General features: G+C 56.3%; 23 protein-coding genes, 1 tRNA gene and 3 pseudogenes. 15 read left to right on the top strand and 12 right to left on the bottom strand.

Annotated features, from left to right (window positions below):
* Positions 1–58: 58 nt before the first annotated feature.
* Positions 59–865 carry a hypothetical protein gene (locus MUN84_RS14425; protein WP_244694712.1) on the top strand — a complete coding sequence of 269 codons (807 nt, stop codon included), beginning with the start codon at positions 59–61 and terminating at the stop codon, positions 863–865.
* Between the two features lie 81 nt (positions 866–946).
* Here MUN84_RS14425 and MUN84_RS14420 read toward each other — a convergent pair whose 3' ends face one another.
* From MUN84_RS14420 to MUN84_RS14405, 4 genes are all read right to left on the bottom strand, one after another.
* Positions 947–1,222 carry a hypothetical protein gene (locus tag MUN84_RS14420; protein ID WP_244694711.1) on the bottom strand — a complete coding sequence of 92 codons (276 nt, stop codon included), beginning with the start codon at positions 1,220–1,222 and terminating at the stop codon, positions 947–949.
* Between the two features lie 182 nt (positions 1,223–1,404).
* Positions 1,405–1,653 (bottom strand): hypothetical protein, encoded by a 249-nt coding sequence (locus tag MUN84_RS14415; RefSeq protein ID WP_244694710.1) that lies wholly within the window; start codon positions 1,651–1,653, stop codon positions 1,405–1,407.
* A 159-nt stretch (positions 1,654–1,812) separates the two neighbouring features.
* Positions 1,813–2,745 carry a PfkB family carbohydrate kinase gene (locus tag MUN84_RS14410; protein WP_244694709.1) on the bottom strand — a complete coding sequence of 311 codons (933 nt, stop codon included), beginning with the start codon at positions 2,743–2,745 and terminating at the stop codon, positions 1,813–1,815.
* 159 nt (positions 2,746–2,904) lie between these two features.
* Positions 2,905–2,978: transfer RNA gene (locus tag MUN84_RS14405), tRNA-His, on the bottom strand.
* A gap of 265 nt (positions 2,979–3,243) precedes the next feature.
* On the opposite strand from MUN84_RS14405, the gene MUN84_RS14400 reads away from it, so the two are divergent.
* Positions 3,244–4,674, top strand: coding sequence for a DEAD/DEAH box helicase (locus tag MUN84_RS14400; protein WP_244694708.1), 1,431 nt, complete (start codon positions 3,244–3,246; stop codon positions 4,672–4,674).
* Between the two features lie 218 nt (positions 4,675–4,892).
* On the opposite strand, the gene MUN84_RS14395 is transcribed toward MUN84_RS14400, so the two are convergent.
* The 4 genes from MUN84_RS14395 to MUN84_RS14385 form a co-directional block, all read right to left on the bottom strand.
* On the bottom strand, positions 4,893–5,351 hold the full coding sequence (locus MUN84_RS14395) for a hypothetical protein (protein WP_244694707.1): 459 nt from the start codon (positions 5,349–5,351) through the stop codon (positions 4,893–4,895).
* A gap of 132 nt (positions 5,352–5,483) precedes the next feature.
* Positions 5,484–5,723 carry a uracil phosphoribosyltransferase gene (locus MUN84_RS23905; protein WP_317238948.1) on the bottom strand — a complete coding sequence of 80 codons (240 nt, stop codon included), beginning with the start codon at positions 5,721–5,723 and terminating at the stop codon, positions 5,484–5,486.
* A gap of 14 nt (positions 5,724–5,737) precedes the next feature.
* Positions 5,738–6,199 (bottom strand): uracil phosphoribosyltransferase, encoded by a 462-nt coding sequence (locus MUN84_RS23900; RefSeq protein WP_317238947.1) that lies wholly within the window; start codon positions 6,197–6,199, stop codon positions 5,738–5,740.
* Positions 6,187–7,143 carry a GNAT family N-acetyltransferase gene (locus MUN84_RS14385; RefSeq protein WP_244694706.1) on the bottom strand — a complete coding sequence of 319 codons (957 nt, stop codon included), beginning with the start codon at positions 7,141–7,143 and terminating at the stop codon, positions 6,187–6,189. The genes MUN84_RS23900 and MUN84_RS14385 overlap by 13 nt, the downstream gene beginning before the upstream one ends.
* A 121-nt stretch (positions 7,144–7,264) precedes the next feature.
* On the opposite strand from MUN84_RS14385, the gene MUN84_RS14380 reads away from it, so the two are divergent.
* The 8 genes and pseudogenes from MUN84_RS14380 (at position 7,265) to MUN84_RS14345 (ending at position 15,868) form a co-directional block, all read left to right on the top strand.
* Positions 7,265–8,812, top strand: coding sequence for a hypothetical protein (locus MUN84_RS14380; RefSeq protein WP_244694705.1), 1,548 nt, complete (start codon positions 7,265–7,267; stop codon positions 8,810–8,812).
* Positions 8,813–8,814: 2 nt separating this feature from the next.
* Positions 8,815–9,150, top strand: a complete 336-nt coding sequence (locus tag MUN84_RS14375; RefSeq protein WP_244694703.1) for a hypothetical protein — start codon at positions 8,815–8,817, stop codon at positions 9,148–9,150.
* A 96-nt stretch (positions 9,151–9,246) separates the two neighbouring features.
* Positions 9,247–9,603, top strand: a complete 357-nt coding sequence (locus MUN84_RS14370) for a hypothetical protein (protein WP_244694702.1) — start codon at positions 9,247–9,249, stop codon at positions 9,601–9,603.
* Positions 9,604–9,761: 158 nt separating this feature from the next.
* A pseudogene (locus MUN84_RS14365) lies at positions 9,762–11,608 on the top strand (ABC transporter ATP-binding protein).
* Positions 11,609–11,801: 193 nt separating this feature from the next.
* On the top strand, positions 11,802–12,206 hold the full coding sequence (locus MUN84_RS14360) for a hypothetical protein (RefSeq protein WP_244694700.1): 405 nt from the start codon (positions 11,802–11,804) through the stop codon (positions 12,204–12,206).
* A gap of 15 nt (positions 12,207–12,221) precedes the next feature.
* A complete protein-coding gene (lpcA, locus tag MUN84_RS14355; RefSeq protein WP_244694699.1) occupies positions 12,222–12,803 on the top strand; it encodes a D-sedoheptulose 7-phosphate isomerase in 582 nt (193 codons plus the stop codon).
* 261 nt (positions 12,804–13,064) lie between these two features.
* Positions 13,065–14,601: pseudogene (locus tag MUN84_RS14350) on the top strand (YifB family Mg chelatase-like AAA ATPase).
* A gap of 233 nt (positions 14,602–14,834) precedes the next feature.
* Positions 14,835–15,868, top strand: a pseudogene (locus MUN84_RS14345) (quinone-dependent dihydroorotate dehydrogenase).
* Between the two features lie 116 nt (positions 15,869–15,984).
* Here the strand turns inward: MUN84_RS14345 and MUN84_RS14340 are convergent.
* Together MUN84_RS14340 and MUN84_RS14335 are read right to left on the bottom strand one after the other, a co-directional pair.
* Positions 15,985–16,341 carry a hypothetical protein gene (locus tag MUN84_RS14340; protein ID WP_244694698.1) on the bottom strand — a complete coding sequence of 119 codons (357 nt, stop codon included), beginning with the start codon at positions 16,339–16,341 and terminating at the stop codon, positions 15,985–15,987.
* A 68-nt stretch (positions 16,342–16,409) separates the two neighbouring features.
* The gene (locus MUN84_RS14335; protein WP_244694697.1) at positions 16,410–16,961 is read right to left on the bottom strand and encodes an acyloxyacyl hydrolase; all 552 of its coding nucleotides are present in this window, start codon (positions 16,959–16,961) and stop codon (positions 16,410–16,412) included.
* Positions 16,962–17,393: 432 nt separating this feature from the next.
* Here MUN84_RS14335 and MUN84_RS14330 point away from each other — a divergent pair, with 432 nt between their 5' ends.
* The 5 genes from MUN84_RS14330 to MUN84_RS14315 all read left to right on the top strand — a co-directional run bounded on the left by MUN84_RS14330 (position 17,394) and on the right by MUN84_RS14315 (position 20,778).
* Positions 17,394–18,143, top strand: coding sequence for a porin family protein (locus MUN84_RS14330; protein ID WP_244694696.1), 750 nt, complete (start codon positions 17,394–17,396; stop codon positions 18,141–18,143).
* Positions 18,144–18,465: 322 nt separating this feature from the next.
* Positions 18,466–18,756, top strand: coding sequence for a PorT family protein (locus MUN84_RS23090; protein WP_262920538.1), 291 nt, complete (start codon positions 18,466–18,468; stop codon positions 18,754–18,756).
* Between the two features lie 47 nt (positions 18,757–18,803).
* Positions 18,804–19,166 (top strand): PorT family protein, encoded by a 363-nt coding sequence (locus MUN84_RS23085; RefSeq protein WP_262920537.1) that lies wholly within the window; start codon positions 18,804–18,806, stop codon positions 19,164–19,166.
* Positions 19,167–19,299: 133 nt separating this feature from the next.
* Positions 19,300–20,079 carry a porin family protein gene (locus MUN84_RS14320; protein WP_244694695.1) on the top strand — a complete coding sequence of 260 codons (780 nt, stop codon included), beginning with the start codon at positions 19,300–19,302 and terminating at the stop codon, positions 20,077–20,079.
* A gap of 96 nt (positions 20,080–20,175) precedes the next feature.
* A complete protein-coding gene (locus MUN84_RS14315) occupies positions 20,176–20,778 on the top strand; it encodes a porin family protein (protein ID WP_244694694.1) in 603 nt (200 codons plus the stop codon).
* Positions 20,779–20,865: 87 nt separating this feature from the next.
* Here MUN84_RS14315 and MUN84_RS14310 read toward each other — a convergent pair whose 3' ends face one another.
* Positions 20,866–22,227, bottom strand: coding sequence for a dipeptidase (locus MUN84_RS14310; RefSeq protein WP_244694693.1), 1,362 nt, complete (start codon positions 22,225–22,227; stop codon positions 20,866–20,868).
* Between the two features lie 568 nt (positions 22,228–22,795).
* Positions 22,796–23,437, bottom strand: coding sequence for a glycerol-3-phosphate 1-O-acyltransferase PlsY (plsY, locus tag MUN84_RS14305; protein ID WP_244694691.1), 642 nt, complete (start codon positions 23,435–23,437; stop codon positions 22,796–22,798).
* Positions 23,438–23,459 lie beyond the last annotated feature (22 nt).

Raw genomic sequence — 23,459 nt, 5'->3', positions numbered from 1 at the left:
TCTTTTTCGCTCTTTGTCCACCAGACCTCGCGCATTTCGAATCAAGCCTACCCCTATCATGTTTCGGTTTCGTACCGTGGCGGCCGTGTTGCCGCTAGCCATGGCTTTGCCGGCTTGTTCACTGCGGATGCAACCGGCTGAGAAGCCGCGCCCGGGCATTGCAGTACCGCCACTACCCGCGCCAAAGCCCCCACGCATCTACCGCCTCGAGCATCTGGATACGCTGGTGCAAGTGCCCGGCCGCGTGCTGCGCATTTACCCGGCGGCCCGGCCCGTGTATGAACGGCTGCCCAGCCCGCACTGGGTTTTGCCGCAAGCGGCCTCGGCAGCCGAAGAAGAGTCGTTTCTGGACTTTGCCGCTGAGGAAAAGCGGCGGCTACTGAAGGCTGGGCCGCGAGTATTTCGGAAAGGCCGAGCTTTGTACCTACGCCCCACAGCCAGCCGGGAAGTTCGTTTGGTAAACAACCCGGTAGAAGATGAGCGTAACGTTGCCTACGAATACCTAGCCACTCTTCCCGAGATAAAGCAGTGGCTGGTATCGGTGCACCTGTACGAAGGCGGCTACTATATGCTGATTGACCAGCGCACAGGCCACCGCACCCAACTCATGGCCCCACCCGTTATTGCGCCCGATGGGCAGCATTTTGTGTGCGGCAACTCCGACGTCCTCGCCCGTTTCGAGCCCAGCGGTCTGCAACTCTGGTCTATGAATGATGGGGTGCCCCATTTGCTGTGGGAGCGACAAACAGAATGGGGGTGCACGCAGCCCCGCTGGCTCGACAACAAAACCATTCTCTTTGAGCAGGACTTCTTTGATAAGGGCGACGTAGACACCCGCGTAGTACGACTTAAAGTAATTCCGTAGCGCCATTACGCGCTTACGCTCTTATACACCAAACGGCCTTCCTGAAGTATATCAGGAAGGCCGTTTGGTTTGTACTCGTAATTATTTCTGCTTTTGCTGGCTGGGGTTCGGGTTGTGGCGAGGCTTATTTGCTTGCGTGGTCCGCTCCTGCTCACTGTCGCCACCGCCGGGCGCATTATTCCGGGTGTGGTTGCCCGCCTCATTGAGGCCGTTCTGGTTGTCGTTTTGCACCTGAGTACCGCCGGACTGTCCGCGCGTATCGGGGTCAACTGAGGGAGCGTGCTGCAGGGCATCGGGGCCCATGGCCGAGTCGCTTTTTTGATTCGAGGCTGGGGAATCTTTTTTATGCTTAGACATGGCAGTAGAGGCTAAGAGTACGTGAACAATCTGCCTTCTTTTACCCAGCCAGTACCCGTAGGGTTGTAAAAAAGGAGCGGACTTTTCGCAAGCTAAACAGTAGGCAAACCGAACTCTTACGCTCTATTCACCTACTGTTTACTTGCGAAAAGTCCGCTGTAAACACTCCGCTGGGAGGTTACTTAGTCAGCCTTTTTGCCCGGTCCTCGCTGGTTACCATCTACCGACATGGGCTGGTTGCCCTGCGGATTGTTGCGAATGGGCGTGGTTTTGCGGGGCTCATTGCCACTGGAGTTGCCGTCGGTGGTATTGCCGTGCGCCGATACGTTGCTCACGTTGGGGTTCTGCACCTGGGTGCTTTTCTTCTTGGTATTCGCAGCCGGATTAACCGAGGTTTGCTCGCTGGTCAGGTCGGTTTGTTTTTTGCTCATGCTCATGGCCGTAGGGGGTTACGGGTGAATAGATAGAGCATGTACCTCATCAGTAGCTGGCAGGTTACGGTAAAATTAGGGCCACGCATAAGCCCTGGCCGCTACTAGCAACCAGGGCTTGCTACCGTTGTCGGTGAATATTGCGCGAACCGGGCCGCTTTACTGGGCCACCGCCGAAGCCGGCACAACGGCCACCAAGTCGGCAAATTGCTGCTCGCGGGCTTCAATTTCTTCTTGGGTTAAGTTCAGCAGGCGCTCCGTGCCAAACTTCTCCACGCAGAACGAAGCCATGGCCGAACCGTGAATCACGGCGCGTTTCATATTGTCGAAGCTGATGTCATCGGTAGCGGCCAAGTGACCGATAAAGCCGCCCGCGAAAGTATCCCCGGCGCCGGTCGGGTCGAATACTTCTTCCAAGGGTAGGGCTGGTGCGTAGAACACCTTGTTTTTGTGGAAAAGCAAAGCGCCGTGTTCCCCTTTTTTGATGATGAGGTACTTCGGCCCCATAGCCATGATAATTTTGGCGGCTTTCACCAACGAGTGCACCCCAGACAGTTGCCGTGCTTCCTCATCGTTGATGCTGAGCACGTCCACCATTTCAATGGTCGTTTTCAGCTCATCCATGGCCACGTCCATCCAGAAGTTCATCGTGTCCATCACGATAAGCTTGGGCCGATTCACGAGGCGCTGAATCACGAGGCGCTGAATTTGGGGCGTTAAATTGCCCAGCATCAAATACTTGCAATCCTGGTAGGAGTCGGGGATAATCGGGTCGAAATCAGCCAGCACGTTCAGTTCCGTTACCAGCGTCTCACGCGAGTTCAGGTCGTTGGAGTACTTGCCCGACCAGAAAAACGACTTCTCTCCTTCCTTGATCTGCAGGCCTTCTGTATCCACGCCGTGCTCCTGAAGCAACAGAATATCCGACTGCGGGAAATCGTCGCCAACTACTGCCACTACCTTCACAGGCTTCACAGAATAGGAGGCCGATAGGCCGATGTAGGTAGCGGCGCCGCCTACAATTTTGTCGGTTTTGCCGAAGGGCGTTTCCAGGGCGTCGAAGGCCACCGTGCCGATAACAACCAGACTCATAGATCAGAGGGGGAAAAGTGGTTCATGTACTATTATTACTGCTCCGCAACGTTGCTCAAGCCGAAATCCTTCCGTAACGCGGTAAAAACACCCAAGAGTGAGCCACCAAGGCAAACAAAAAAGGTCTCTACCGAGACGGAGAGACCTTTTTTGACAGTGGGTAAATAATGGGGCTCGAACCCACGACCTTCGGAATCACAATCCGACGCTCTAACCAGCTGAGCTATATCTACCGTGTGGAGTATTGTGTCACAAAAGTAGCTGGTGCCGGGTTATTTGCAAACGATTTGGCGAGATTTTTCTTCTAAACCCAGAAGTAATAGGTCGGCGACTTCCTCGGTCCGGCGGCTTTAAATGGCCGGAACGCGGGTAGCCAGCGGCGAATCAGCCTACTAATTACTGCTCCGAGAGCTACCTTATTTCTGAACCTCCACTGCGGGGCAGAATACCCGCCGCCCGGATTACCCGTACCTTTGGGGCTCGTAATACCCTTTTGCCATGTCTGATACGCCGCAGCCCGTTTCCTTTGCCGACTTTAAGCTCAACAAGCAGCTCCTGACCGCCGTGGCGGAAGCAGGCTTTGAGCACCCTACCCCCGTGCAGGAGCAGACGATTCCGTTGCTGCTGGCCGGCCACGATGTGCTCGGCATCGCCCAGACGGGGACGGGCAAAACTGCCGCCTTCGGCCTACCCCTGCTGATGAAGGTAAAGTATGCCCAGGGCACTCACCCACGGGCACTTATTCTGGCGCCTACCCGGGAGCTAGCCATGCAACTGGAGGCCCACCTGAAGAAGCTGGCTACCTACACCGACCTGCGCATTTTTGCTATTTACGGGGGCCTGGGGCCGAAAACGCAAATTGAAACCATTGCCCAAGGCGTAGATATTCTGATTGCTACCCCCGGCCGCCTAATGGAAATCTATCTGCGCGGCGACTTAGTGCTGAAGGAGCTGAAAACCCTGGTGCTAGATGAGGCCGACAAAATGATGGACATGGGCTTTATGCCCCAAATCCGGCGCATTCTGGAGGTAATTCCGCGCAAACGCCAGAACGTGCTGTTCTCGGCTACCATGCCCGAGAAAGTAACTACCCTTAGCGAGGAGTTCCTGGAGTTTCCGGTGCGGGTAGAGGTTACGCCGGCCGCTACCTCGGCCCAGAACGTTACCCAGAGCTTATACGAAGTACCCAACCTGATTACCAAGATCAACCTGCTAGAGTACCTGTTTCTGGACTGGGACACCTTTAGTCGGGTTATGATTTTTACCCGCACCAAGGAGCACGCCGAAAACGTAGCCAGCTTCCTGCAACGCAAAGCGCACGGCGAGGTGCGAGCCATCCACGGCAACAAGGGTCAGAATGTGCGCATCAATGCCATGGAGGCTTTCAAAGCGGGTGATGTGCGGTTCCTGGTAGCTACCGACGTAGCGGCCCGCGGCATCGACGTGCCACAGGTAAGCCACGTTATCAATTTCGACGTGCCGCTGGTGTACGACGACTACGTACACCGCATTGGCCGCACGGGGCGCGCCCAGCACACGGGCGCCGCCATTACCTTCGCCAACGAGGCGGAAATGCACCACATGCACCAAATTGAGGAGCTAATCCGGCAGCAGATTCCGGTGTTGCCCCTTCCGCCGGAGGTAGTTATTGCCAAAACTTCCTTTGAGGAGCAGCAGGGCATGGACCGGGAGAAAGATGAGCGGCGCAAGCGCGAAGACCCCAACTTCAAAGGTGCCTTCCACGAGCGCAAGGAGTGGATCAAGCCCGGCGTTACGATTGACAAGCGCACGGGCCGCGAGTTTGTAGCCGGCCCAAACCGCAGTCAGAAGGGCAGCAAGGCCAATCCTTCCAAGGGCAAAGCCTCGTCTCACTCTTCCAAAGCCTTCCGCGCCGCCCAAGGCCGCGCCCGCAGCCGCCGTAGTAAGTAAGTGGTGAATGAGTGCTTGAGTGAAGGAGGGGTACAGTGAGCGGAGCGCAGCCATCCTTTCTCTCATTCGCTAGACACTTGATAATGCGAGAAGCCCTTGACGCCAGCACGGACGTCAGGGGCTTCTCACGTAGTACAGGGGTAGTACTTTATGAAGGATAGCCACGCTTCACTCGCCGTACCCCTCCTTCACTCAAGCACTCATTTACCAGTTCACTACTACCGGTAGTGGTCGAAGATGGGGAGGTGGCTGAATTTGACAGCTAGCAGGGTGAAGGTGATGCCCCACAAGGCCGCGCTCCAGAGCATGTGCACCAGAATCCGCCAGCGCGGTACGTGCAGTTGGGTGGCAATAACGGTTCCGCCGACGGGGCTGAACAGAATCGGGGTTAGGAAGGCAATGCCTACCATGCCAAAGCGCCGGTAAATGCGCACAATAGTTCGAGTACGGCGGTTGAACAGGGGCTTGCCCTTTTCTTCGCGCCGGCGGCGCTGATGCAAGGCCCAGGCCCGTCCTAATCCGGAAATGAGCACCACCGTCGTCATCATACCCGCCACCGACAGGCCCCAGATCAGCCCAGGCTGTAAGCCGGCGGCAACCCCAGCAATGGGCGCCGCCACAAACTTGAACATCCCAATGGCGAAAACGGAAGCGTATTTAAGAAGAGCAGGCAGCACGGTAGTACGTGAAATAAGCGGAAGGCAATGTGCTTAAACGCACCCTTGAAGATAACAGATTTACCTCGACCAGTGGCTTTGCTGGTGGTTAGCCATGTGTTACTAAACCTCACCCAACTAGTGGCCCTACCCTTACAGCTTGCTACCGTACGACAGGTCGCCGGCATCACCCAGGCCCGGAATGATGTAGGCTTGGTCGTTGAGGCCTTGGTCGATGGCAGCTACCCACAGCGTGGCCTCGGGTACTTCGCGGGTTACGTACTCTACGCCCTGGGGGCTGGCAATAACGGCGGCAATGTGCACCTGCCGGGGCGTACCGAAGCGCAGCATAGCCCGGTAGGTTTGCACCAAAGATTTGCCGGAAGCCAGCATGGGGTCGGCCAGAATCAGTACCCGCTCGTCCAGGCTGGGGCCGAGAGGTAGTCGACCTGCACTTGCACCTGGGCCGTGCCCTCAATGCGGTAAGCGGCGGCAAAAGCCGAGGGCGACTGATCGAAGTAGTTCAGGAAGCCCTGGTGAAACGGTAGGCCTGCCCGCAGCACGGTGGCCAGCACTGGAAAATCGTGGAGCAGCTTGCCACTGGACTCGCCGAGCGGAGTGCGCACGGTTTGGTCGGTGTAGCTGAGTTGGGAGCTGATTTTGTAGGCAATGATTTCGCCGAGGCGCTGCAAGTTTCGGCGGAAACGCAGTGAATCCTGCTGCACCGTTACGTCGCGCAGCTCGGCTAAAAAGTGATTGGCAATGGAGGGCTCAGCGCACACCTCGTGCACGCGGCTGTGGTCGGCGGCGGGGGTAACGGATGCCGCGGCAGCCGCCGAAGAATCAGGAGTGGGGGTCAGCGCATCCATTTCAGATACCAGGGGCGTTGGGTGAACGATAGGGCCGCGTAGGGCACGGGCTCGGCCCCGAAATTGGCGAAAAAACGCGCAATAGACGGTATCGTGCCGCCTTCAAAATCCAAAACCAGCTCTGAGGTGCCAGCGTGTTGCTGAATAACCGCATCTAGCAGCAGCAGCGGGGCCCCGGCCTTTTTACCGGCCAGCGAGGCGGCCGCAAACAAATACACCAGCTTGGTGCGGTAGCGCACGAACAAGGCACTGGCCAGCAGCTCGCCGGTTTGGGGCTCCCGTACTTCCCGAATATCTAGCAACTGCCGCAAGCTAAGCGCCGCTACCAACTTGCGCATGAGTATATAATGGCGGGTTTTAAGGCCGGCCTCCGGACCCTTCGTCTGCTGAAAGAGCTGCAGCAGCGGCTCCACATTCGTCGTTTCCGTAACGCGAAGGGGACGGCCGGCCGCCTCATAAAGACGCAGGCGGCGGCGGTAGTCGGCGGCATAGGCGCCCCGCAAGGTTTCGTAGGGACTGTCCAGCCGCAACTGATAGGTATGTCGCTGCTGAAATGCTACCGGCAGCGGCGCTTGGGGAGGCAGCTCATTCGCCTCATTAAGTTGGGTGTAACAGCGGGAGTAGTGCGCGAGTAGGCTGTCGAGGTTCATCAGCCCACCAGAGCCTAGCGGCTGCTTTGCATTGGTTGAGGCGAGCCAGCCTAGCTGTTGAGTGAACGGAGGCTGATGAATCTCGCGGCCCCAGGGGCGCCACTTCACGGGCAGGGGCCACACGCTCAGGTAGCGGCCACTGCTTTCTTCCAGCTCTACCACGGCATCCCAGCGGCCAGCCGTAGCCTGCAGCCACCACGAGCAGGCGTAGGGCACTACCTGCCGGGCCGCCCCAACGCAGGCGTCCCAGGCGGCAAGGTCGATTTCGTGGTGGCGGAGCAAGCGCGTGGGCATGAAGCAAAGGTACTGCGGCGCAACTTCCGGCGTTACTGGACTCCTTACCCGAACTGAATCTTACCGTAACTCCGTAGGTTTGCCTACCCGCGCGCCGGCTTCGGCGTAAACGGCTCTGCTTATGAGAAAATCCTACCTTCTACTGCTGGCTTTGACCGGCCTGCTTACGGCTCCGGCCGCCGCCCAGGACACGCCCACGCGCCCCTCCGACGGCAAAGGCACCTGGCTTGATTACTCGGGCGCGCCCAAGCCCTACCGGCCGGCCGCCTGGAACCTGAACTCTGATGAGCCGGCCAAATCCACGATGGGCACTACCTACGTGCCCCTGGACGTGGATATTTACCGGCTTATTGATCGGTATGCCATCAAATACGGCTCCGATTCCCTAGCTGATCCGCACACCTCGGTTCGGCCCTACACGCGGGCGGCCGTAGCCCGGCTGGCCGAGCGCATCCTGCGCGACTCCACGGCTGGCCTGTCGCGCCAGGACCGCTTTAATGTGCGCTACCTGTTGCGCGACAACTGGCACGACGCTCGGCAGGACTCGGCCGTGAACCTGCGGGAGCAACCTATTTTGAAGCACTTTTACGAACGGCGCTCCGACCTCTACAGCCTGGAAACGCCCGATTTCTCGTTGCGGGTGAACCCCGTGCTGGGCCTGAGCCTGGGCAACAGCGACGGCAGCAAAAGTTATAGCTTCCTGAACACCCGCGGGGTGCAGGTAGAAGGTACCATTGACCAGCGCTTGGGCTTCTATACCTTCCTGGCCGACAACCAGATGGCCGTGCCGCTCTACGTGCAGCAGCGCATTGAGCGCGACCAAGCCGTACCGCACGAAGGGTTCTGGAAGCCATTCAAGAATACGCCCGGCCAGTACGATTTCCTTTCTGCCCGGGGCTACCTGACGTACGCCGCTGGCAAGCACATAAGCCTGCAGCTGGGCCACGACCGAAACCAAATCGGCAACGGTTACCGTAGCCTCACCCTGTCGGATTACGCCTCGCCCTACCTGTTTCTGAAGGCAAACACGCGCATCTGGAAGTTTCATTACCAGAACCTATTCGCGCAGATGACGGCCGATGCGCCCAACTTGGATGCAGAGTACGACCGGAAATACCTGGCTTTGCACCACTTAAGCTTTGATGTGCTACCTAACTTGAATGTGGGTGTGTTCGAAAGCGTGGTATACAGCGGCTATTCTTCTACCTCTGACAGCGTGCTGGTAAATGGCCGCCCAGTGATTCAACCGCGTCGCCGAGGCTTCGAGCTGCAGTACCTGAACCCCATCATCTTTTACCGGGCCGTAGAGCAGGGTACGGGTTCTGAGGACAACGCCATTCTGGGTCTGGATTTCAAATGGAACATCAAGCGGCAGGTGCAACTCTACGGGCAGCTGGTGCTGGATGAGTTTGTACTAAGTCAGATCCGAAGTGGCAACGGTTGGTGGGCTAATAAACAGGCTTTCCAGCTCGGTGGCAAATATGTAGACGTAGCGGGTATCCGGAACCTCGATATCCAGGGCGAGTTCAACTACATCCGGCCCTATATGTACCAGCACGAAGACCAGTTTCGCAACTACCAGCACAACGCCCAATCCCTGGCCCACCCCATGGGCGCCAACCTCTGGGAGCTAGTGGGCATTATAAGTTATCAGCCCTACCCCGCCTGAATGTGGTGGCCAAGGGCTTTTACGTCAAGCAAGGCCTTGATCCGGTGGGACAAAATTACGGCTCCAACGTGCTGCTGCCTTACACCAACCGCCCCTTGGATGCCAATGGCAACCTGCGTGAATACGGCTTTGTGGTTGGCAGCGGCCCCACCTCCTACCTCTTCCACGGCGACTTCACCGCCACCTACCAAGCCGCGCACAACCTCTGGCTCGACGGCAAGCTGATTGTGCGTCACCGAACCTTCGACCAGCCCGTGCCCCATTTTACCGCCGGCACTGATGCCCTGGCCTCCGTGGCCCTGCGCTGGAACATTGCCCAGCGCCTGCACGAGTTTTAATAGGTGGGGCTAGGCATATCCAGCGCAGCTTATTCCGCCGGCCGAAACAGATAGCTTATTCTTTTTGCTACCCGTCGTACTCCCTGCTTACTTTTTATGCGCCATGAATCTGCCACCATGCTGCTATACCGGCCAGTTAATCAGCAAGAATTAGATTTGATTGCCGCCTCGGGCTGGCTGGAGTTTCCGCCGCGCCTACCGGAGCAGCCCATCTTCTACCCCGTGCTGAATGAGCAATACGCTGCCCAAATTGCCCGGGACTGGAATGTGCCTTACTACGGCGTGGGCTACGTGCTGCGCTTTGCCGTGGACGCCGACTATGCCGCCTCATTTCCGGTGCAGAACGTAGGCGGCCGGGAACATGAGGAACTGTGGGTGCCGGCCGAGGAGCTAGCCGAATTCAACCAGCACATCGTCGGCCAGATTGAGGTAGTAGGCATGTTCCAGGCCTGAGAGTTGGTGGGATTGCACTTCAGTTTTGCGTAGAGAGCCTTTTGCCACCCTGGCAAAAGGCTCTTTTGCTTGCTATCAATGTGCTTACCTATGGCTCAGGCCGGCTTGCTGACCTGCCACATTGGTAGCGCGTCGGATGCTGTACCTTTGTGCTTCCAATGAAGACCTACCTCCGCATTCTGCAATACGCCCGCCCCTGGGCTGCCTTTCTGCCGCAATACCTACTATTTACCTTGCTGGGTACAATATTTGGAACTGCCAACTTCACGCTAGTTATCCCACTATTGAGCGTACTGTTCGACAAATCGGAACAAGTTGCATTTCAGGCTCCGGCTTCCCTTCCCAGCTTTGCACCAACCCTTGATTGGGTAAAAAACTCCTTCAACTATTATTTCGCTGACGTGCTAGCACAGCATGGCGAAATGGGTGCACTGACATTTGTTTGTGGAGTCGTCGTCGTTTCTGTGCTTCTCAGCAATGTATTTCGCTACCTGAGCCTGCGAATTTTAGCAATGGTTAGGGCGCGGGTAATCAGCAATATGCGGCGTGATTTGTACTACCGCATCATCGATCTGCCGCTTAGCTTCTTTGGGAAAGAACGCAAGGGCGATTTAATGTCCCGTTTCACCTCCGATGTGCAGGAAGTAGAAACGTCAGTGGTGAACACCTTAACAGCTGTTATTCAGGAACCTCTGCGCATTATTGTCTACTTCGCACTGCTGTTCTACATTTCCGTACCCTTAACTCTATTCGCGCTAATTTTGCTTCCTATATCGGGAGGGCTCATCGCAGGGGTAGCTAAACGGTTGCGCACCCAAGCGAAGCAAAGCCAAAGCACGCTAGGCTCTATGTTGTCGGTGATTGATGAAACATTAGGCGGCATCCGAGTCATAAAAGCCTTTAATGCTCAGACGTATATTAAAGGCAAGTTTGAGGACCAGAATGACCAGTACGCTCGCACCTCCCGCAACATTGATAATACTAGGGATTTGGCGTCTCCTTTCTCCGAAGTTGCTGGGGTAGCTGTGGTAGTGGGCTTATTGTACTTCGGGGTACATTAGTATTAGGAGAACAACCTACACTTACTGGTCCCACATTTATCGGCTACGTTATCCTGTTTTCGCAGGTGCTCACGCCGGCTAAGGCGCTGTCGTCGTCCTTTGGCAACATTCAGCGCGGCTTGGTGGCCGGCGAGCGGGTGCTGAGCATTATTGACACGGAGCCAGTAATTCGGGATAAGCCCAACGCACAACTCCTGCCGACCTTTGAGCAGCAGATTGAGTTGCGCAACCTGCAGTTCAGCTACGGCGATACGCCCGTGCTGCAAGATATTAACCTCGTCATCCAGAAGGGCAAAACCGTAGCGCTGGTAGGGCCTAGCGGCGGCGGCAAAAGCACCCTGGCCGACCTACTTCCCCGCTTTTACGACCCTACCGGTGGACAGCTGCTCATTGATGGCCACGATGTGCGCGACTGTACCATTCACTCCGTCCGCGACCAGATGGGCATTGTGACCCAGGAAAGCATTTTGTTCAACGACACCATTTTTAACAACATCCGCTTCAACACCCAGGCCACCGAGCAGGAAGTGATGGAAGCCGCCCGCATTGCCAACGCCCACGACTTTATTATGGCCGCGCCGGAAGGCTACCAAACCGTCATTGGCGACCGGGGCAGCCGCCTGTCGGGTGGGCAGCGCCAGCGCCTGAGCATTGCCCGCGCCATTCTACGCAACCCGCCCATCCTGATTCTGGACGAGGCTACCTCCGCGCTGGATACGGAAAGTGAGAAACTGGTGCAAGAAGCCCTGACGCGCCTGATGCAGAACCGGACTTCCCTCGTTATTGCCCACCGCCTGAGCACGGTGCAGCACGCCGATGAAATTCTGGTGCTCCAACACGGGCGCATTGTGGAGCGCGGCACTCACGAGCAGCTGCAGCAGCGCGAAGGTGGCCTCTACCAGCGCCTGAGCCTGATGCAAACGACTAACGCCGCCTTGGTATAGGCCCGGAAATCTCGCTCTGTTATCGGCTACTCAGCCGTTAACTGCTTGCCGCACCAAAGCTGAAAGTAAGCGCGAACTAAGGCACACCAAGCCCTTACGGGTTTCCCATTGCGAAAAACCTATATTTAGTCCGCGAAGTTGGCTGTCCCGTATGAGGGCTAGTTCTGTACTCCACCACAACCTGCTACAACTCATGCTTGCTCTCAAACGTCTGGTTACGATTCTGGTCATGGTGTTCCTGCTGCTGGCGCTGCTAGTGCTGCTGCTGCCTTCCGTGCGCGCCAGCTTCGTGGGTATGGCCGGCACTGCGGAGGCTCTGTATTTTGCCCTGCTTATTGCTGCAGTAGTGTTACTGGGCCTGCAGTTGATTACCGAAAACCTCGACAGCACCCTGCTGCGCCGGGAAGTAGCCGTTCGCGAAGCCAAGATCAACGAGTTGAAAGCCCGGCTCTACGACCACCAGATGGAGCAGCGCACCTCTGCCGACCGCCCGCTGGGTGCCCCGCGCACCGGCACCACTACCCTACCCGATGGCTACATAGCGCCGGCATCGTCGGGTGTGCCTCCTTCGGATGCTGCCAACCAGCCCTTGGCTTAACCTTTACCGCGTATCGTGTCTTCCCTTTCTGATCTTATTCGGGCCGAGCTAACGGAGGCCCAATCGGTTCTCGAACGTTTTCTGCAAGATTCTGCCAACCTCGGAGCCATAGAACAAGCGGCCCGCCTAATGGCTGGCTCTTTAAATCAGGGCGGTAAAATCCTGACCTGCGGCAACGGTGGTTCCCTCTGCGACGCCCAGCATTTTGCCGAGGAGCTAACGGGCCGCTACCGCCAAAACCGCCGCGCCCTGGCTGCCATTGCCCTCACCGAGGCTTCGCACATGAGCTGCGTGGCCAATGACTTTGGCTACGACCATGTGTTCAGCCGCTTTGTGGAGGCGCTGGGCCGCCCCGGCGACGTGCTGCTGGCCATTAGCACCAGCGGCAACTCCCCCAACGTATTGCTAGCTGTCCAGGCTGCCCGCGCGGCTGGCATGCAGGTAGTCAGCCTGACGGGCAAGGATGGCGGCCAGTTAGCTGCCATCAGCGACGTAGAAATTCGGGCCCCGCACAGCGGCTACGCCGACCGGATCCAGGAAATTCACATCAAGGCTATTCACATCCTGATTATGCTCATTGAGCAGCTGGTGAAGTAGCACGTAGTGAGTCTTGCCACAAGACACTACTGCCTCCTTGTACAGTTGAAGTAGCAAAAGGCCGAATCCATGTAGAAAGACGTAGTACTACGTCTTTCTACATGGATTCGGCCTTTTGCTGCCTATATCAACTTCTTACCGCTTTATTTCTCGGTTCAGTTGCTGAGTGCGAGCAGCTGAAAAATGCGACTCTGTTATGCGCCTGCTACATTTATTCTACCTTCGTTATTTCCATTCTCTTACTAATGTATTTCCTGGGTTATGCTCACTAAAACCTTCGGCTCGGCCGTGCAAGGGGTTAATGCATATACTATTACTATTGAAGTAGTTGTATCACAAGGCACGGGCTTTTTCGTGGTAGGCCTACCTGATAACGCCATCAAGGAAAGCCAGCAGCGGGTAGAAGCAGCTCTGAAGTTCCGAGGCTACCGGATGCCGCGCACGAAGGTGGTCGTAAATATGGCCCCCGCCGATATTCGCAAGGAAGGTTCCTCCTACGACTTGCCCATTGCTCTGGGCATTCTGCATGCCTCCCAGCAGCTGACCACCGAACGGTTAAGCGAGTACATCATCATGGGTGAGTTGGCCCTGGATGGGGAGCTGCGGCCGGTGCGGGGTGTGTTGCCTATTGCCATTCAGGCCCGCAAGGAAGGCTTTAAGGGCTTTATCCTGCCCCGCGGCAACGCCCAGGAGGCAGCTATTGTCAACAACCTGGACATCATTCCGGTAGATACCATGCAGGAAGCCGTTGACTTTCTGGAAGGTCGCCAACCTATTACGCCCGTTGTGATTGACACCCGGGACGTGTTTCAGCAGATGGCTAACCAGTACACCGCCGATTTCGCCGATGTGCAGGGCCAGGAGAACATCAAGCGGGCCCTGGAAATTGCGGCGGCTGGGGCCACAACGTCATTATGATTGGTCCGCCCGGCGCGGGTAAGACGATGCTGGCCAAGCGCCTGCCTAGCATTTTGCCTATTCTGAACATGCAGGAGGCGCTGGAAACCACGAAAATTCATTCGGTGGCGGGTAAGCTGGGGGCCGATGCATCTTTGCTCAACACCCGGCCGTTCCGTTCGCCTCACCACACCATCTCCGACGTGGCCTTGGTAGGCGGCGGGGCAACCCACAGCCCGGGGAAATTTCACTGGCCCACAACGGGGTACTGTTTCTGGATGAGCTGCCGGAGTTTAAGCGCACGGTGCTGGAAGTGATGCGTCAGCCTCTAGAGGAGCGCCGCGTGACTATTTCCAGGGCTAAAATTAGCATTGATTTCCCGGCCAACTTCATGCTCATCGCCAGCATGAACCCCTGCCCTTGCGGCTACTACAACCACCCTGAAAAGGAGTGTGTGTGCGGCCCCGGCGTAGTGCAGCGCTACCTCAACAAAGTCAGCGGACCGCTGCTGGACCGCATTGATTTGCACGTGGAAGTAACGCCCGTAACCTTCGACCAGATGACGGAAACACGGCGTTCGGAGGATAGCCGCGCCATTCAGGAACGGGTAGAGCAGGCCCGGCAGCGGCAGGCTGGGCGCTTCCGGGAGTTTCCCGAGATTCACTCGAACGCCATGATGCCTTCCCAGATGGTTAAAGACATCTGCCGCATCGACCAAGCCGGCCTAACCCTACTCAAAACAGCCATGGAGCGCCTCGGCCTGTCGGCCCGGGCCTACGACCGAATCCTGAAGGTAGCCCGCACCATTGCTGATTTGGCTGGCACTGAAGAAATCCAGATTCAACACCTAGCCGAAGCCATCCAGTACCGCAGCCTCGACCGGGAAGGCTGGGCGGGGTAATAGTGGTGCAGTAAGCGAGTAAGTGAATGAATAAGCTGCTACACGTAAGATGTTGTTATTCTTAACAGAGCAGAGAGTCTGGATGAATGGCTTTCGTTGTAGCGACTCGTGTCAGTGCAACAGGTCCTTCGCTCGGCGCAGGATGACACTTCACCCATACAACTTGTTCACTTACCCGCTCAACCACTATTTCACTGCGTCGCTAACTCACCTTTTCCCATCTTTGCGGCATCATGTACAAAGCGCTGCTCAAACCGCTTTTCTTTCGACTTGATGCGGAAGAGGCTCACCATCTGGTTTTTAATAACTTGAAATGGGTGTACCGCCTGCCGGGGGCCCAGACAGTGCTGCGCGGCCTCTACGAGCACCAGCACCCCAGCCTGGAGCGGGAGGTGTTTGGGCTGTCCTTCCGAAATCCAGTAGGTCTGGCGGCGGGCTTCGATAAAAACGCGGAGTTGACAGATGAATTAGCGGCGTTGGGATTCGGGTTCGTGGAAATTGGGACGGTTACGCCCCGGCCCCAGCCGGGCAACCCGCTGCCACGCCTGTTCCGGCTGCCCAAAGATGAGGCCTTAATCAACCGTATGGGTTTTAACAACTCTGGGGCTGAGGCTGCTGCTGCCCGTCTGCGCCGGCGCCGGGCTCCCGGGCTGATCATCGGGGGCAACATTGGTAAGAACAAAGACACACCCAACGAGTTGGCCGCCCAGGACTACGTGGCCTGCGTGGAGGCCCTGCACGAGGTGGTTGACTATTTTGTGGTAAACGTTTCCTCGCCTAACACTCCCAACCTGCGCCAATTGCAAGAGCGGGAACCCCTAATTGCCTTGCTGCAACAGGTACAGGAGCGCAACCAGGCCCTACCCCAGCCCCGCCCCTGTTACTTAAAATTGCCCCGGACCTAACTGATTCTCAGCTCGACGACATCCTACTAATTGCCCGCGAAACCGAGCTCAGCGGCCTAGTAGCTACCAACACCACCATCAGCCGCACCGGCCTGACGACTCCTGAGTCCCAGGTAACGGCCGCCGGAGCAGGTGGCCTCAGCGGACGGCCCCTGCGGCGGCGCGCTACGGAGGTTATTCAGTATTTGAGCAGCCGAAGCCGCGGGCAGCTGCCCATTATTGGGGTAGGCGGTATCCACTCGGCCCAAGATGCACAGGAAAAGCTGGCCGCCGGCGCAGCCCTGGTTCAGCTATATTCAGGGTTTATTTACGAAGGGCCGGGGCTGGTAAAGCAAATCAATCAAGCTCTTACTAGGGCCTAGTTTTCGGCGTTTGTTCGCTAATTCTACTCAGTAGTCTTGCCCGACTACCTTGCTGAAAACCGCTGACGGGTAGTGCCGCCAACGTAGCACTAGGGCTTTGGGACTAGCCAAGTCTTCTAGAGTTTCATGCCTAGGCGCCACTCAATAACGTCGGCCGCACCGCGGTGTACCTTCAGGTCTACGTTGCCAAAGACTCGCTCGGTGAAATGGTATTTTAGCCCGAGCCGCTCGTAGTAGAAGTTGTTGGATTTGTAGGGGTTATATACGTAAAAGCCCAGGTGTGACACGAATGCCAGCCGGCCAAATAGCAGCTCATGCCCGACGTAAACGCCCGCCTTTTTTACGTCAGGTAGCCGCACGCTGACGCGGGCAGTATCCCGCAGCTGCGCCCGCAGGCTCCGGTCGTAAAATCCTTCGAGGCCCGCTGTTAGGTTGCTTTTGCGGTTCACGCGCCGACCCACTGCCAGGGTCACGGAGTTTACTAGGTAGTTTTGCGAATCGGTTTCATTGCGCTGCTTCCAGCCCAGCGAGGCACTCAGGTTCAGAAAGTTGCGACCAATATCAGTGGGCGCTGGCGCCGGGGTGTAGCCAAGGGGCGCAGGGGCCGTTGCTGATGGTAATTAAGGCCCAGCACCACGGTAGGCAGATTGATGCCAAAATTAGGTTTGGTGGTAGCGCCGTTGGAATAATGATTGAGGCCCACCCCCAGCAGTAAGCCCAGTTGTTCGCTCAGGGCCACATCATACTCGAGGCGGGTTTGGAGGGTAGCGTTGAGCCGGGAGCTAATAATGGTGTTTTTGTGGTTCGTGGCCTGGTCGAACCGCTTGGAGAAATAGCCTACTCCCGTCCCGATGCGGAAGCTTAGCTCCTGGCGCTGTGTCCGCCAAAAAGCTTTATTAATGTAAACGCTAGCCGCGTAGGACTGGCCCAGCCGGGGGTTATGATAGTCGTAATACATCAGGGCTACACCCACTTTGGGGTAGCGGTACCAGGCGTGCCAGGGTTCCCCACCATGCGTCTGACGCTGCAAGTTCACCTCCACACCCGTCGGGTGCGACACAGCTAAGTGCTTGACGGCCGGCGTGTGGGCCATGATAAAGCTGCCTTGAGCGTAGGCTCCTATCACCAGCGGGGCCGACTCTGGGTAATGAGTTCCGGGGTCGTTTGCGCCTGGGTGTTCGTTAGTCCACTTCCTGCCAGTGCCCCTACTAATAGCACCCCAAATCGAATCATCATAACGCGGAAGGCCAACTGCCCAAAAGTAACAAAACCTGTTGGAAGCCATGCGCCAAAGCGGTGCGTCAGATTCCTACTTGGCGCTGTTTATTGGTATGGTAACAAGTTGCTGGTGTTGCACTTCCTCATGACGAGCTGCATTATCACTAGGATAATTCTAAAGTAATTCTGTACTCATCCGCAACCAACTGAGGCTTTTTTGCGCTATGAGGCCTTGAAACCACGAGGAACGTGGCTGTGCTGGTCAGTGAAGTGGTCTTTGTAGGCATTTTCCCCATCCCCCTATCCCATGAAAAAATTTGCAGCTCTTACGTTGGCTTTGGCCTCAGCTGGTTCAATTGCTCACGCTCAGGATGCCGGTGGCTTCCGCATTGGCGTGAAAGCTGGTGCCACTTACTCCAACATTTCCGGCGACAATGTTGGGCAGATTACCGGCCCCAACTACAGCACTGACCTAGCCGACTACAAGCTCGGCTACAACGCTGGGGTGTCCTTGACGATTCCATTGAGCAGCGACGGTTTCTTCTCTTTCTCGCCAGAATTGCTCTATAACCGGAAGGGCTACGAAATTCAGACGGAACAGAATTCGGGCTTCGCCGCTGGCTCTAACATCACCAAAATTGAAGTAGAGCAGAAGCGGGTGCTGCATTACGTAGATGTGCCACTGCTGGCAAAAATCAACGCTGGAGGCCTGTTCTTCGAGCTGGGTCCGCAGGTAAGCTACCTGTTCGGATCGAAGAATAAGCAGCAGACCACCACCAAATATTCGAACAACCAGAAGGACAAAGTGGACGCCAACAGCGGCTTCCAGGACTACACCGGCATCAGCCGCGACGAAGCCTACAAATCTGACCTGTCGCAATTTGACATCAGCGGCGTAGCCGGCCTGGGCTACATGACCGATGGTGGTCTGAGCATCGGCCTGCGCTACGCCCGTGGCTTCAACTCCCTGATTGACACAAAAGACCAAGATAATGAGCCGAAAGCGTTCAACAATGCCTACACGCTGCAAGTTGGCTACCTGATTCCGACCAAGTAAGCACTTGGCTCACACCATAAAAAAAGGCTACTCCGCAAAGGGTAGCCTTTTTTTATGGTGCGCAACCTAGCTGCAGCCTAAGTGAAGTACAGCTAGCCAGCGTTTTTATGGCTGAGCTACTGGCTCGGGCAAGAGTTACTACCGTGGGAAAGTGATTGGAGCGAGAAGCATACTCAACTGACTACCAGGTCATTTTAAAATAAAAAATCCAAGTAGGGAACTTTCACGAGGAGGAATCTACACGCTGGCACACTTTTCGACGTTAGCCCGACAATTCCACTTTCTTTCACCTGTGGAGTTGTCACTCAACCCTATTTGCACCATGAAAAAGACCGTCTTATTTGCCGCTGCCCTGCTGGGTGTAGCCGCTGTTTCGTCCTCTTACGCGCAAGGTGTTCGTCTGGGCCTGCGCGCCGGCACCAACTACTCCAACCTGGCCGGCAACGTTCAGAACGAGAATACTTACAACAACAAATTTGGCTTTCTGGGCGGCGTTATGCTGAACGCCGATATCACCGGCGACGGCTTCTTCTCCATTCAGCCCGAAATCCTGTACTCACAGAAGGGCTTCGAAAATAAGCCTACAGAATATACCAGCACCATACTGGGGTAGGCTACACGGAGAAGCGCGAGGGCAAGGTTAACTACAACTACCTCGACGTGCCCGTGCTGCTCAAAGTGAATGCCGGCGGCCTAATTCTGGAAGCGGGCCCGCAGTACTCCTACCTGCTCAGCGCCAACGATGAAACGAAAGTGACCCGCACGCGCCAGCCCAACGGCACGCCCACGGTAGCCGAAGCGGAAAACAAGAAGGATGTAAGCGGTTTCAAGCGTAGCGAGCTGGGCTACGTGGCCGGCGTGGGCTACCAAGCCGACAATGGCCTGAGCCTGAATCTGCGCTACACCGGCGCCTTCAGCGACTTTGTAAAAAGCGACAATGGCAACTACTTCAACGGCGACCTGGCCAACGCCCGCCACTCCGCGTTTCAACTCTCGCTCGGCTATCTACTTCCGAGCAAGTAAGCTTGATCTACGATTAACTACTGCCCGACTTGCGTGAGCTGGTCGGGCAGTTTGCGTGAGGTTTGTTTCGGTGCGCCCGCCTCTTTACGTGCCTCTATTCTATTCATTCCATGCCCCCTACTTACTGGACTTAATGCGGCTTTTTTACGGATTTTTTGTTACTCTATTCGTATTGGTAAATCATCATGGCACAGCGCAACGCATACAGTTAGGCCTCAGAGGCGGCGGGGTAATCACCCATGGCATAGGGGCCAATGCTACTAACAGTTCCCCTCGGTTTGGAGGTGAAGGTGGGGCCCTGATTCGGATAAAAATTACGCAGCAACTGGCCCTGCAGGCCGAGGGGCTCTACGCACAACGTGGCGACAAGAGCACAAGCTATGGCCCCTCCATCATGCACCGCCTGAACTACCTTTCGCTTCCCGTACTGGCTCAGTACCACTACGGTGATGTTTTCTTCGAGGCTGGGCCTTCTTTTAGCCAACTGTACGCTGCTACCCCTACTATAGCACAGTCTACAAACAGCAGTGGCACCGTTTTTCGCTCTCGCGAATTGGGGTTTATAGTGGGTATCGGCTACCAGGATAGCACCGGCTTGATGCTGGGCTGGCGCTACAACGGCGGACTAAATAATGTGTACCGACGGGTGGACTTAGCAGGCAGCAGCCAAGTACAGTTGCGCAATAGCGCTATAGAGTTTTATTTGGGGTATTTGTTCGAGCCTAAAGAGGCTGCCCACCTTGCTGTGGGTAGCGCCAAGCTGGCCTTTGTTACTACTCCTGTCCTTCTGTTTAAAGGCAGCAAATTTCTGTTCTACACAGCTCCGGGAAAGCTCTTTCGAGGCATAGGAAAAAAGCGTAGGCAAGCTACTACCGACGTGGTTTCTCCGCCCAATGAAGTCGAACCAAAGTAAGTACTTCTCTCGCGGGTGAGGTAGCGAGTTTAGTGGGCAGCATCGGACCTCCTCGATTGTTTTGGGCTACTTTTATGCCCCCGTTATCTCTTTTCTATGAAAAAGATTTTCTTTTCCCTGGCCCTGGTTGCCGGTGTTGGTGGCTTAGTGCAAGCGCAGTCTGTGCAGGTAGGCGTTAAGGCCGGCGCTAATCTGGCTACCGTTGTCGGCGACGATGCTAGCGACGCCAATGAAAGCAAAGTAGGGCTCAATGCCGGCGTGGCCTTCCGATTTGGACTTGATGCGGAAAATCAAGTGGCCCTTCAGCCGGAGTTGTTATACTCCGTGAAAGGCACTCGCTCGCAAGACGGAAAGAACAAGTCCGACTTAACCCTGCACTCCCTCGATATTCCGGTGCTCCTTCGCCTTGATGCCAAAGGCCCTTTCTTCGAATTGGGCCCGCAGCTAGGGTTTTTACTAGCTGTCAGAAGTGAGTTGAGCGACGGATCTTCCTCAGTTGTTGGTCGGAACAAAGACGCGTACAACAAAGTAAGCCTTGGTGCCGTGGCCGGGGTAGGCTACCAGTTCAGCAGCGGACCGAGCGTTGGCATCCGCTATAATCGGGACTTTAGCTCTGTATATGAGAAAATACAGGGCACCCAAGCGCAGCATTTCAACTCTGTATTTCAGTTTCAACTAGGCTATATATTTGGCCGTTAGCCTCAGACGGCAGCTAGCTTGAATACAAAAAGGCTCGTTTCCGTACTGGAAACGAGCCTTTTTTTATGCACATGTTTTCCGCGCCGCTTACTTGGTAGCGGCGGCGTAGTTGCGGTAGAAATGCGGAATGGTTTCGATGCCCTTCAGGAAGTTAAACACGCCGTAATGTTCATTGGGCGAGTGGATGGCGTCGGAGTCGAGGCCGAAACCGAGTAGCACCGTATCTAGCCCCAATTCCGATTTGAACATGGCCACAATGGGGATGGAGCCGCCACCGCGGGTAGGAATGGGACGCTTGCCGAAGGTAGTTTCCATGGCATCGGCGGCGGCTTTGTAGGCTACTGAGTCGGTAGGCGTTACTACCGGCTCGCCGCCGTGGTGGGGCTTTACCACTACCGTTACGCCGGCCGGGGCAATGCTTTCGAAGTGCTGCTGGAAAATCCGCGTGATTTCGTCGGAGGTCTGGTTTGGCACCAGGCGCATGGAGATTTTGGCGTAGGCTTTGGAGGCAATAACCGTTTTGGCGCCCTCGCCGGTGTAGCCACCCCAAATGCCGTTCACGTCCAGCGTCGGCCGGATGCCAATGCGCTCCACGGTGGTATAACCGGCTTCGCCATAGGTGGCGGGCAGGCCGATGCTTTGCTTGAACTCGTCATCGGAGTGCGGCACCCGGTTTAGTTCGGCGCGCTCCTGCTCGCTGAGTACGGCTACGTTGTCGTAGAAAGCTGGGATGGTAATGTGGTTATTTTCATCGTGCAGGGAGGCAATCATCTTGCAGAGCACGTTAATGGGGTTGGCCACCGCGCCGCCGTAGAGGCCGGAGTGCAGGTCACGGTTGGGGCCGGTTACTTCTACCTCGTGGTAGCTCAGGCCGCGCAGGCCTACCTCAATGCTGGGCTGCTCGTTGCTGAGCATGCCGGTATCAGAAATCAGGATGACATCGGCCTTGAGCTTCTCCTTGTTGTTGCGCACGAAGATGCCCAAGTTGTTGGACCCAATTTCCTCTTCGCCCTCAATCATCACCTTCACGTTGCAGGGTACGCCGCCCTCCTGGTTCATCAGTTCCAGGGCTTTCACGTGCATGTACACCTGGCCTTTGTCGTCGCAGGCACCGCGGGCGTAAATCTTACCGTCTTTGATAACGGGCTCAAACGGCCCGGAGGTCCACAGCTCGTAGGGGTCAGCGGGCTGCACGTCGTAGTGGCCGTACACCAGCACCGTGGGCAGGCTGGGGTCGATGAGTTTCTCGCCGTAGACAATAGGGTTGCCGGCCGTGGGGCACAGCTCCACGTTCTCTAGGCCTACTTCCTCGAAGCGGGCTTTCAGGTACTCGGCGGCGCGCAGCACGTCGCCGTGAAACTTGGGGTCAGCTGATACGGAAGGAATGCGGAGCCAGTCAATCAGCTCATTCAGGAAACGCTCTTGGTTCTGCTCGAGGTAGGAAGCCATGCGGCGGTGGGGTTGGTTGGAAATGTGGAGGTAAAAGTAGGGAAGGGATAGATAGAAGGAAGGATAGTTACGCTAATGTAGAGGGCGAAAATCTGGCAGCAGTTCGTAGTTAATGATGATAGAGTCGCCTTCCTTGCTTAACAGTCAGAACCAGCGGTTGGGAGGGAAAAAGACCTATGGCTCCTGCCTGTAGCTTATGTTTTCCAGATGACAATGGCAACACATAATAACTGTTTTCGTCAGCTATAACGTAGGGCTGCCGATCCGCCCAGCTAACGGCCCCAGGGAATGGCCGTGAAGTTTTATTGCTTTCCAACACCGAAATGCGCCCACATGCCACAGCATTCTGGACTGGGTTTCTCCGGCGAAGGCGGGTATAGACCGTAGGCGGCGGACCGAGGGCTGCGGTTGAGTGACGGAGGATGCGGCGCATCTGCTTTTTTTCCAGCGTGGCAGGATTAGCTGCCTCCCGGGTAAGCACCAAAGTTTGCCGACACGCAGAAAGGGTAATCGATAATAGCAGTGTTATTACAATCTTATAATTCATAGAATGATACATAATACGCGCTTACCTCTTATCCCACGGCATGGGCACGCGGCTTTCGGTGCCGGCGCGCAGGCGGCCGATGTTGGCGCGGTGGGTGTACACGAGCAGGGCGGCCAGCACAAAGCCAAACCAGAGCAGCAGGGAGTTATCGGGGCGGAACTGGGGTAGCAGCTGGAGCAGGGCAAACACGATTCCGGCCGTCATGGAAGACAGGGACACGTAGCGCGAAATCAGCAGCACCGTGATGAACACCAGGATGCACACGCCTACCGTAGCGGGGGCAATGGCCAGCATCATGCCCAGCACGGTGGCTACGCCCTTACCGCCCCGGAAACCCGCCCAAATAGGATAGATGTGGCCGACCACGGCCAGCACTCCACAGGCCAGTTGGTAATACAGAAGCTGGTCGGGCAGAATGGCGCCCTGGTTGAGCATTACCTGGGCCAGGGAGGTAGCCAGCCAGCCTTTAAGCACATCTACGGCCATCACGAAGGAGCCGGGCTTCTTGCCTAGCACCCGGAAGGTATTGGTAGCCCCAGCGTTGCCAGAACCATGCTCCCGAATATCCAGCCCAAAAAACGCGCGGCCGACCCACAACGCCGTTGGAATAGAGCCAATAAGGTAAGCGGCCACCAACAGGCCAAGCACTAAGGGGAGATTCATGGAAAGGATGGGTAGCGTTTAG

The sequence above is a fragment of the Hymenobacter sp. 5516J-16 genome (assembly GCF_022919335.1).
Classification (GTDB): Bacteria; Bacteroidota; Bacteroidia; order Cytophagales; family Hymenobacteraceae; genus Hymenobacter; species Hymenobacter sublimis.
Note: the sequence above shows the minus strand (reverse complement) of the source record. Positions and strands in the feature narration are given on the sequence as shown.

Coding starts and splice junctions, on each gene's coding strand:
- MUN84_RS14400 (WP_244694708.1), top strand. CDS start 3,244: ATGTCTGATACGCCGCAGCCCGTTTCCTTTGCCGACTTTAAGCTCAAC.
- MUN84_RS14410 (WP_244694709.1), bottom strand. CDS start 2,745: ATGAGTCTGGTTGTTATCGGCACGGTGGCCTTCGACGCCCTGGAAACG.
- plsY (WP_244694691.1), bottom strand. CDS start 23,437: ATGAATCTCCCCTTAGTGCTTGGCCTGTTGGTGGCCGCTTACCTTATT.
- MUN84_RS14370 (WP_244694702.1), top strand. CDS start 9,247: ATGCGCCATGAATCTGCCACCATGCTGCTATACCGGCCAGTTAATCAG.
- MUN84_RS14330 (WP_244694696.1), top strand. CDS start 17,394: ATGAAAAAATTTGCAGCTCTTACGTTGGCTTTGGCCTCAGCTGGTTCA.
- MUN84_RS23090 (WP_262920538.1), top strand. CDS start 18,466: ATGAAAAAGACCGTCTTATTTGCCGCTGCCCTGCTGGGTGTAGCCGCT.
- MUN84_RS14420 (WP_244694711.1), bottom strand. CDS start 1,222: ATGTCTAAGCATAAAAAAGATTCCCCAGCCTCGAATCAAAAAAGCGAC.
- MUN84_RS14335 (WP_244694697.1), bottom strand. CDS start 16,961: ATGGCCCACACGCCGGCCGTCAAGCACTTAGCTGTGTCGCACCCGACG.
- MUN84_RS14315 (WP_244694694.1), top strand. CDS start 20,176: ATGAAAAAGATTTTCTTTTCCCTGGCCCTGGTTGCCGGTGTTGGTGGC.
- MUN84_RS14360 (WP_244694700.1), top strand. CDS start 11,802: ATGCTTGCTCTCAAACGTCTGGTTACGATTCTGGTCATGGTGTTCCTG.
- MUN84_RS14425 (WP_244694712.1), top strand. CDS start 59: ATGTTTCGGTTTCGTACCGTGGCGGCCGTGTTGCCGCTAGCCATGGCT.
- MUN84_RS14380 (WP_244694705.1), top strand. CDS start 7,265: ATGAGAAAATCCTACCTTCTACTGCTGGCTTTGACCGGCCTGCTTACG.
- MUN84_RS14415 (WP_244694710.1), bottom strand. CDS start 1,653: ATGAGCAAAAAACAAACCGACCTGACCAGCGAGCAAACCTCGGTTAAT.
- MUN84_RS14310 (WP_244694693.1), bottom strand. CDS start 22,227: ATGGCTTCCTACCTCGAGCAGAACCAAGAGCGTTTCCTGAATGAGCTG.
- MUN84_RS23905 (WP_317238948.1), bottom strand. CDS start 5,723: ATGCTGGCTTCCGGCAAATCTTTGGTGCAAACCTACCGGGCTATGCTG.
- MUN84_RS14320 (WP_244694695.1), top strand. CDS start 19,300: ATGCGGCTTTTTTACGGATTTTTTGTTACTCTATTCGTATTGGTAAAT.
- MUN84_RS14385 (WP_244694706.1), bottom strand. CDS start 7,143: ATGCCCACGCGCTTGCTCCGCCACCACGAAATCGACCTTGCCGCCTGG.
- MUN84_RS23900 (WP_317238947.1), bottom strand. CDS start 6,199: ATGGATGCGCTGACCCCCACTCCTGATTCTTCGGCGGCTGCCGCGGCA.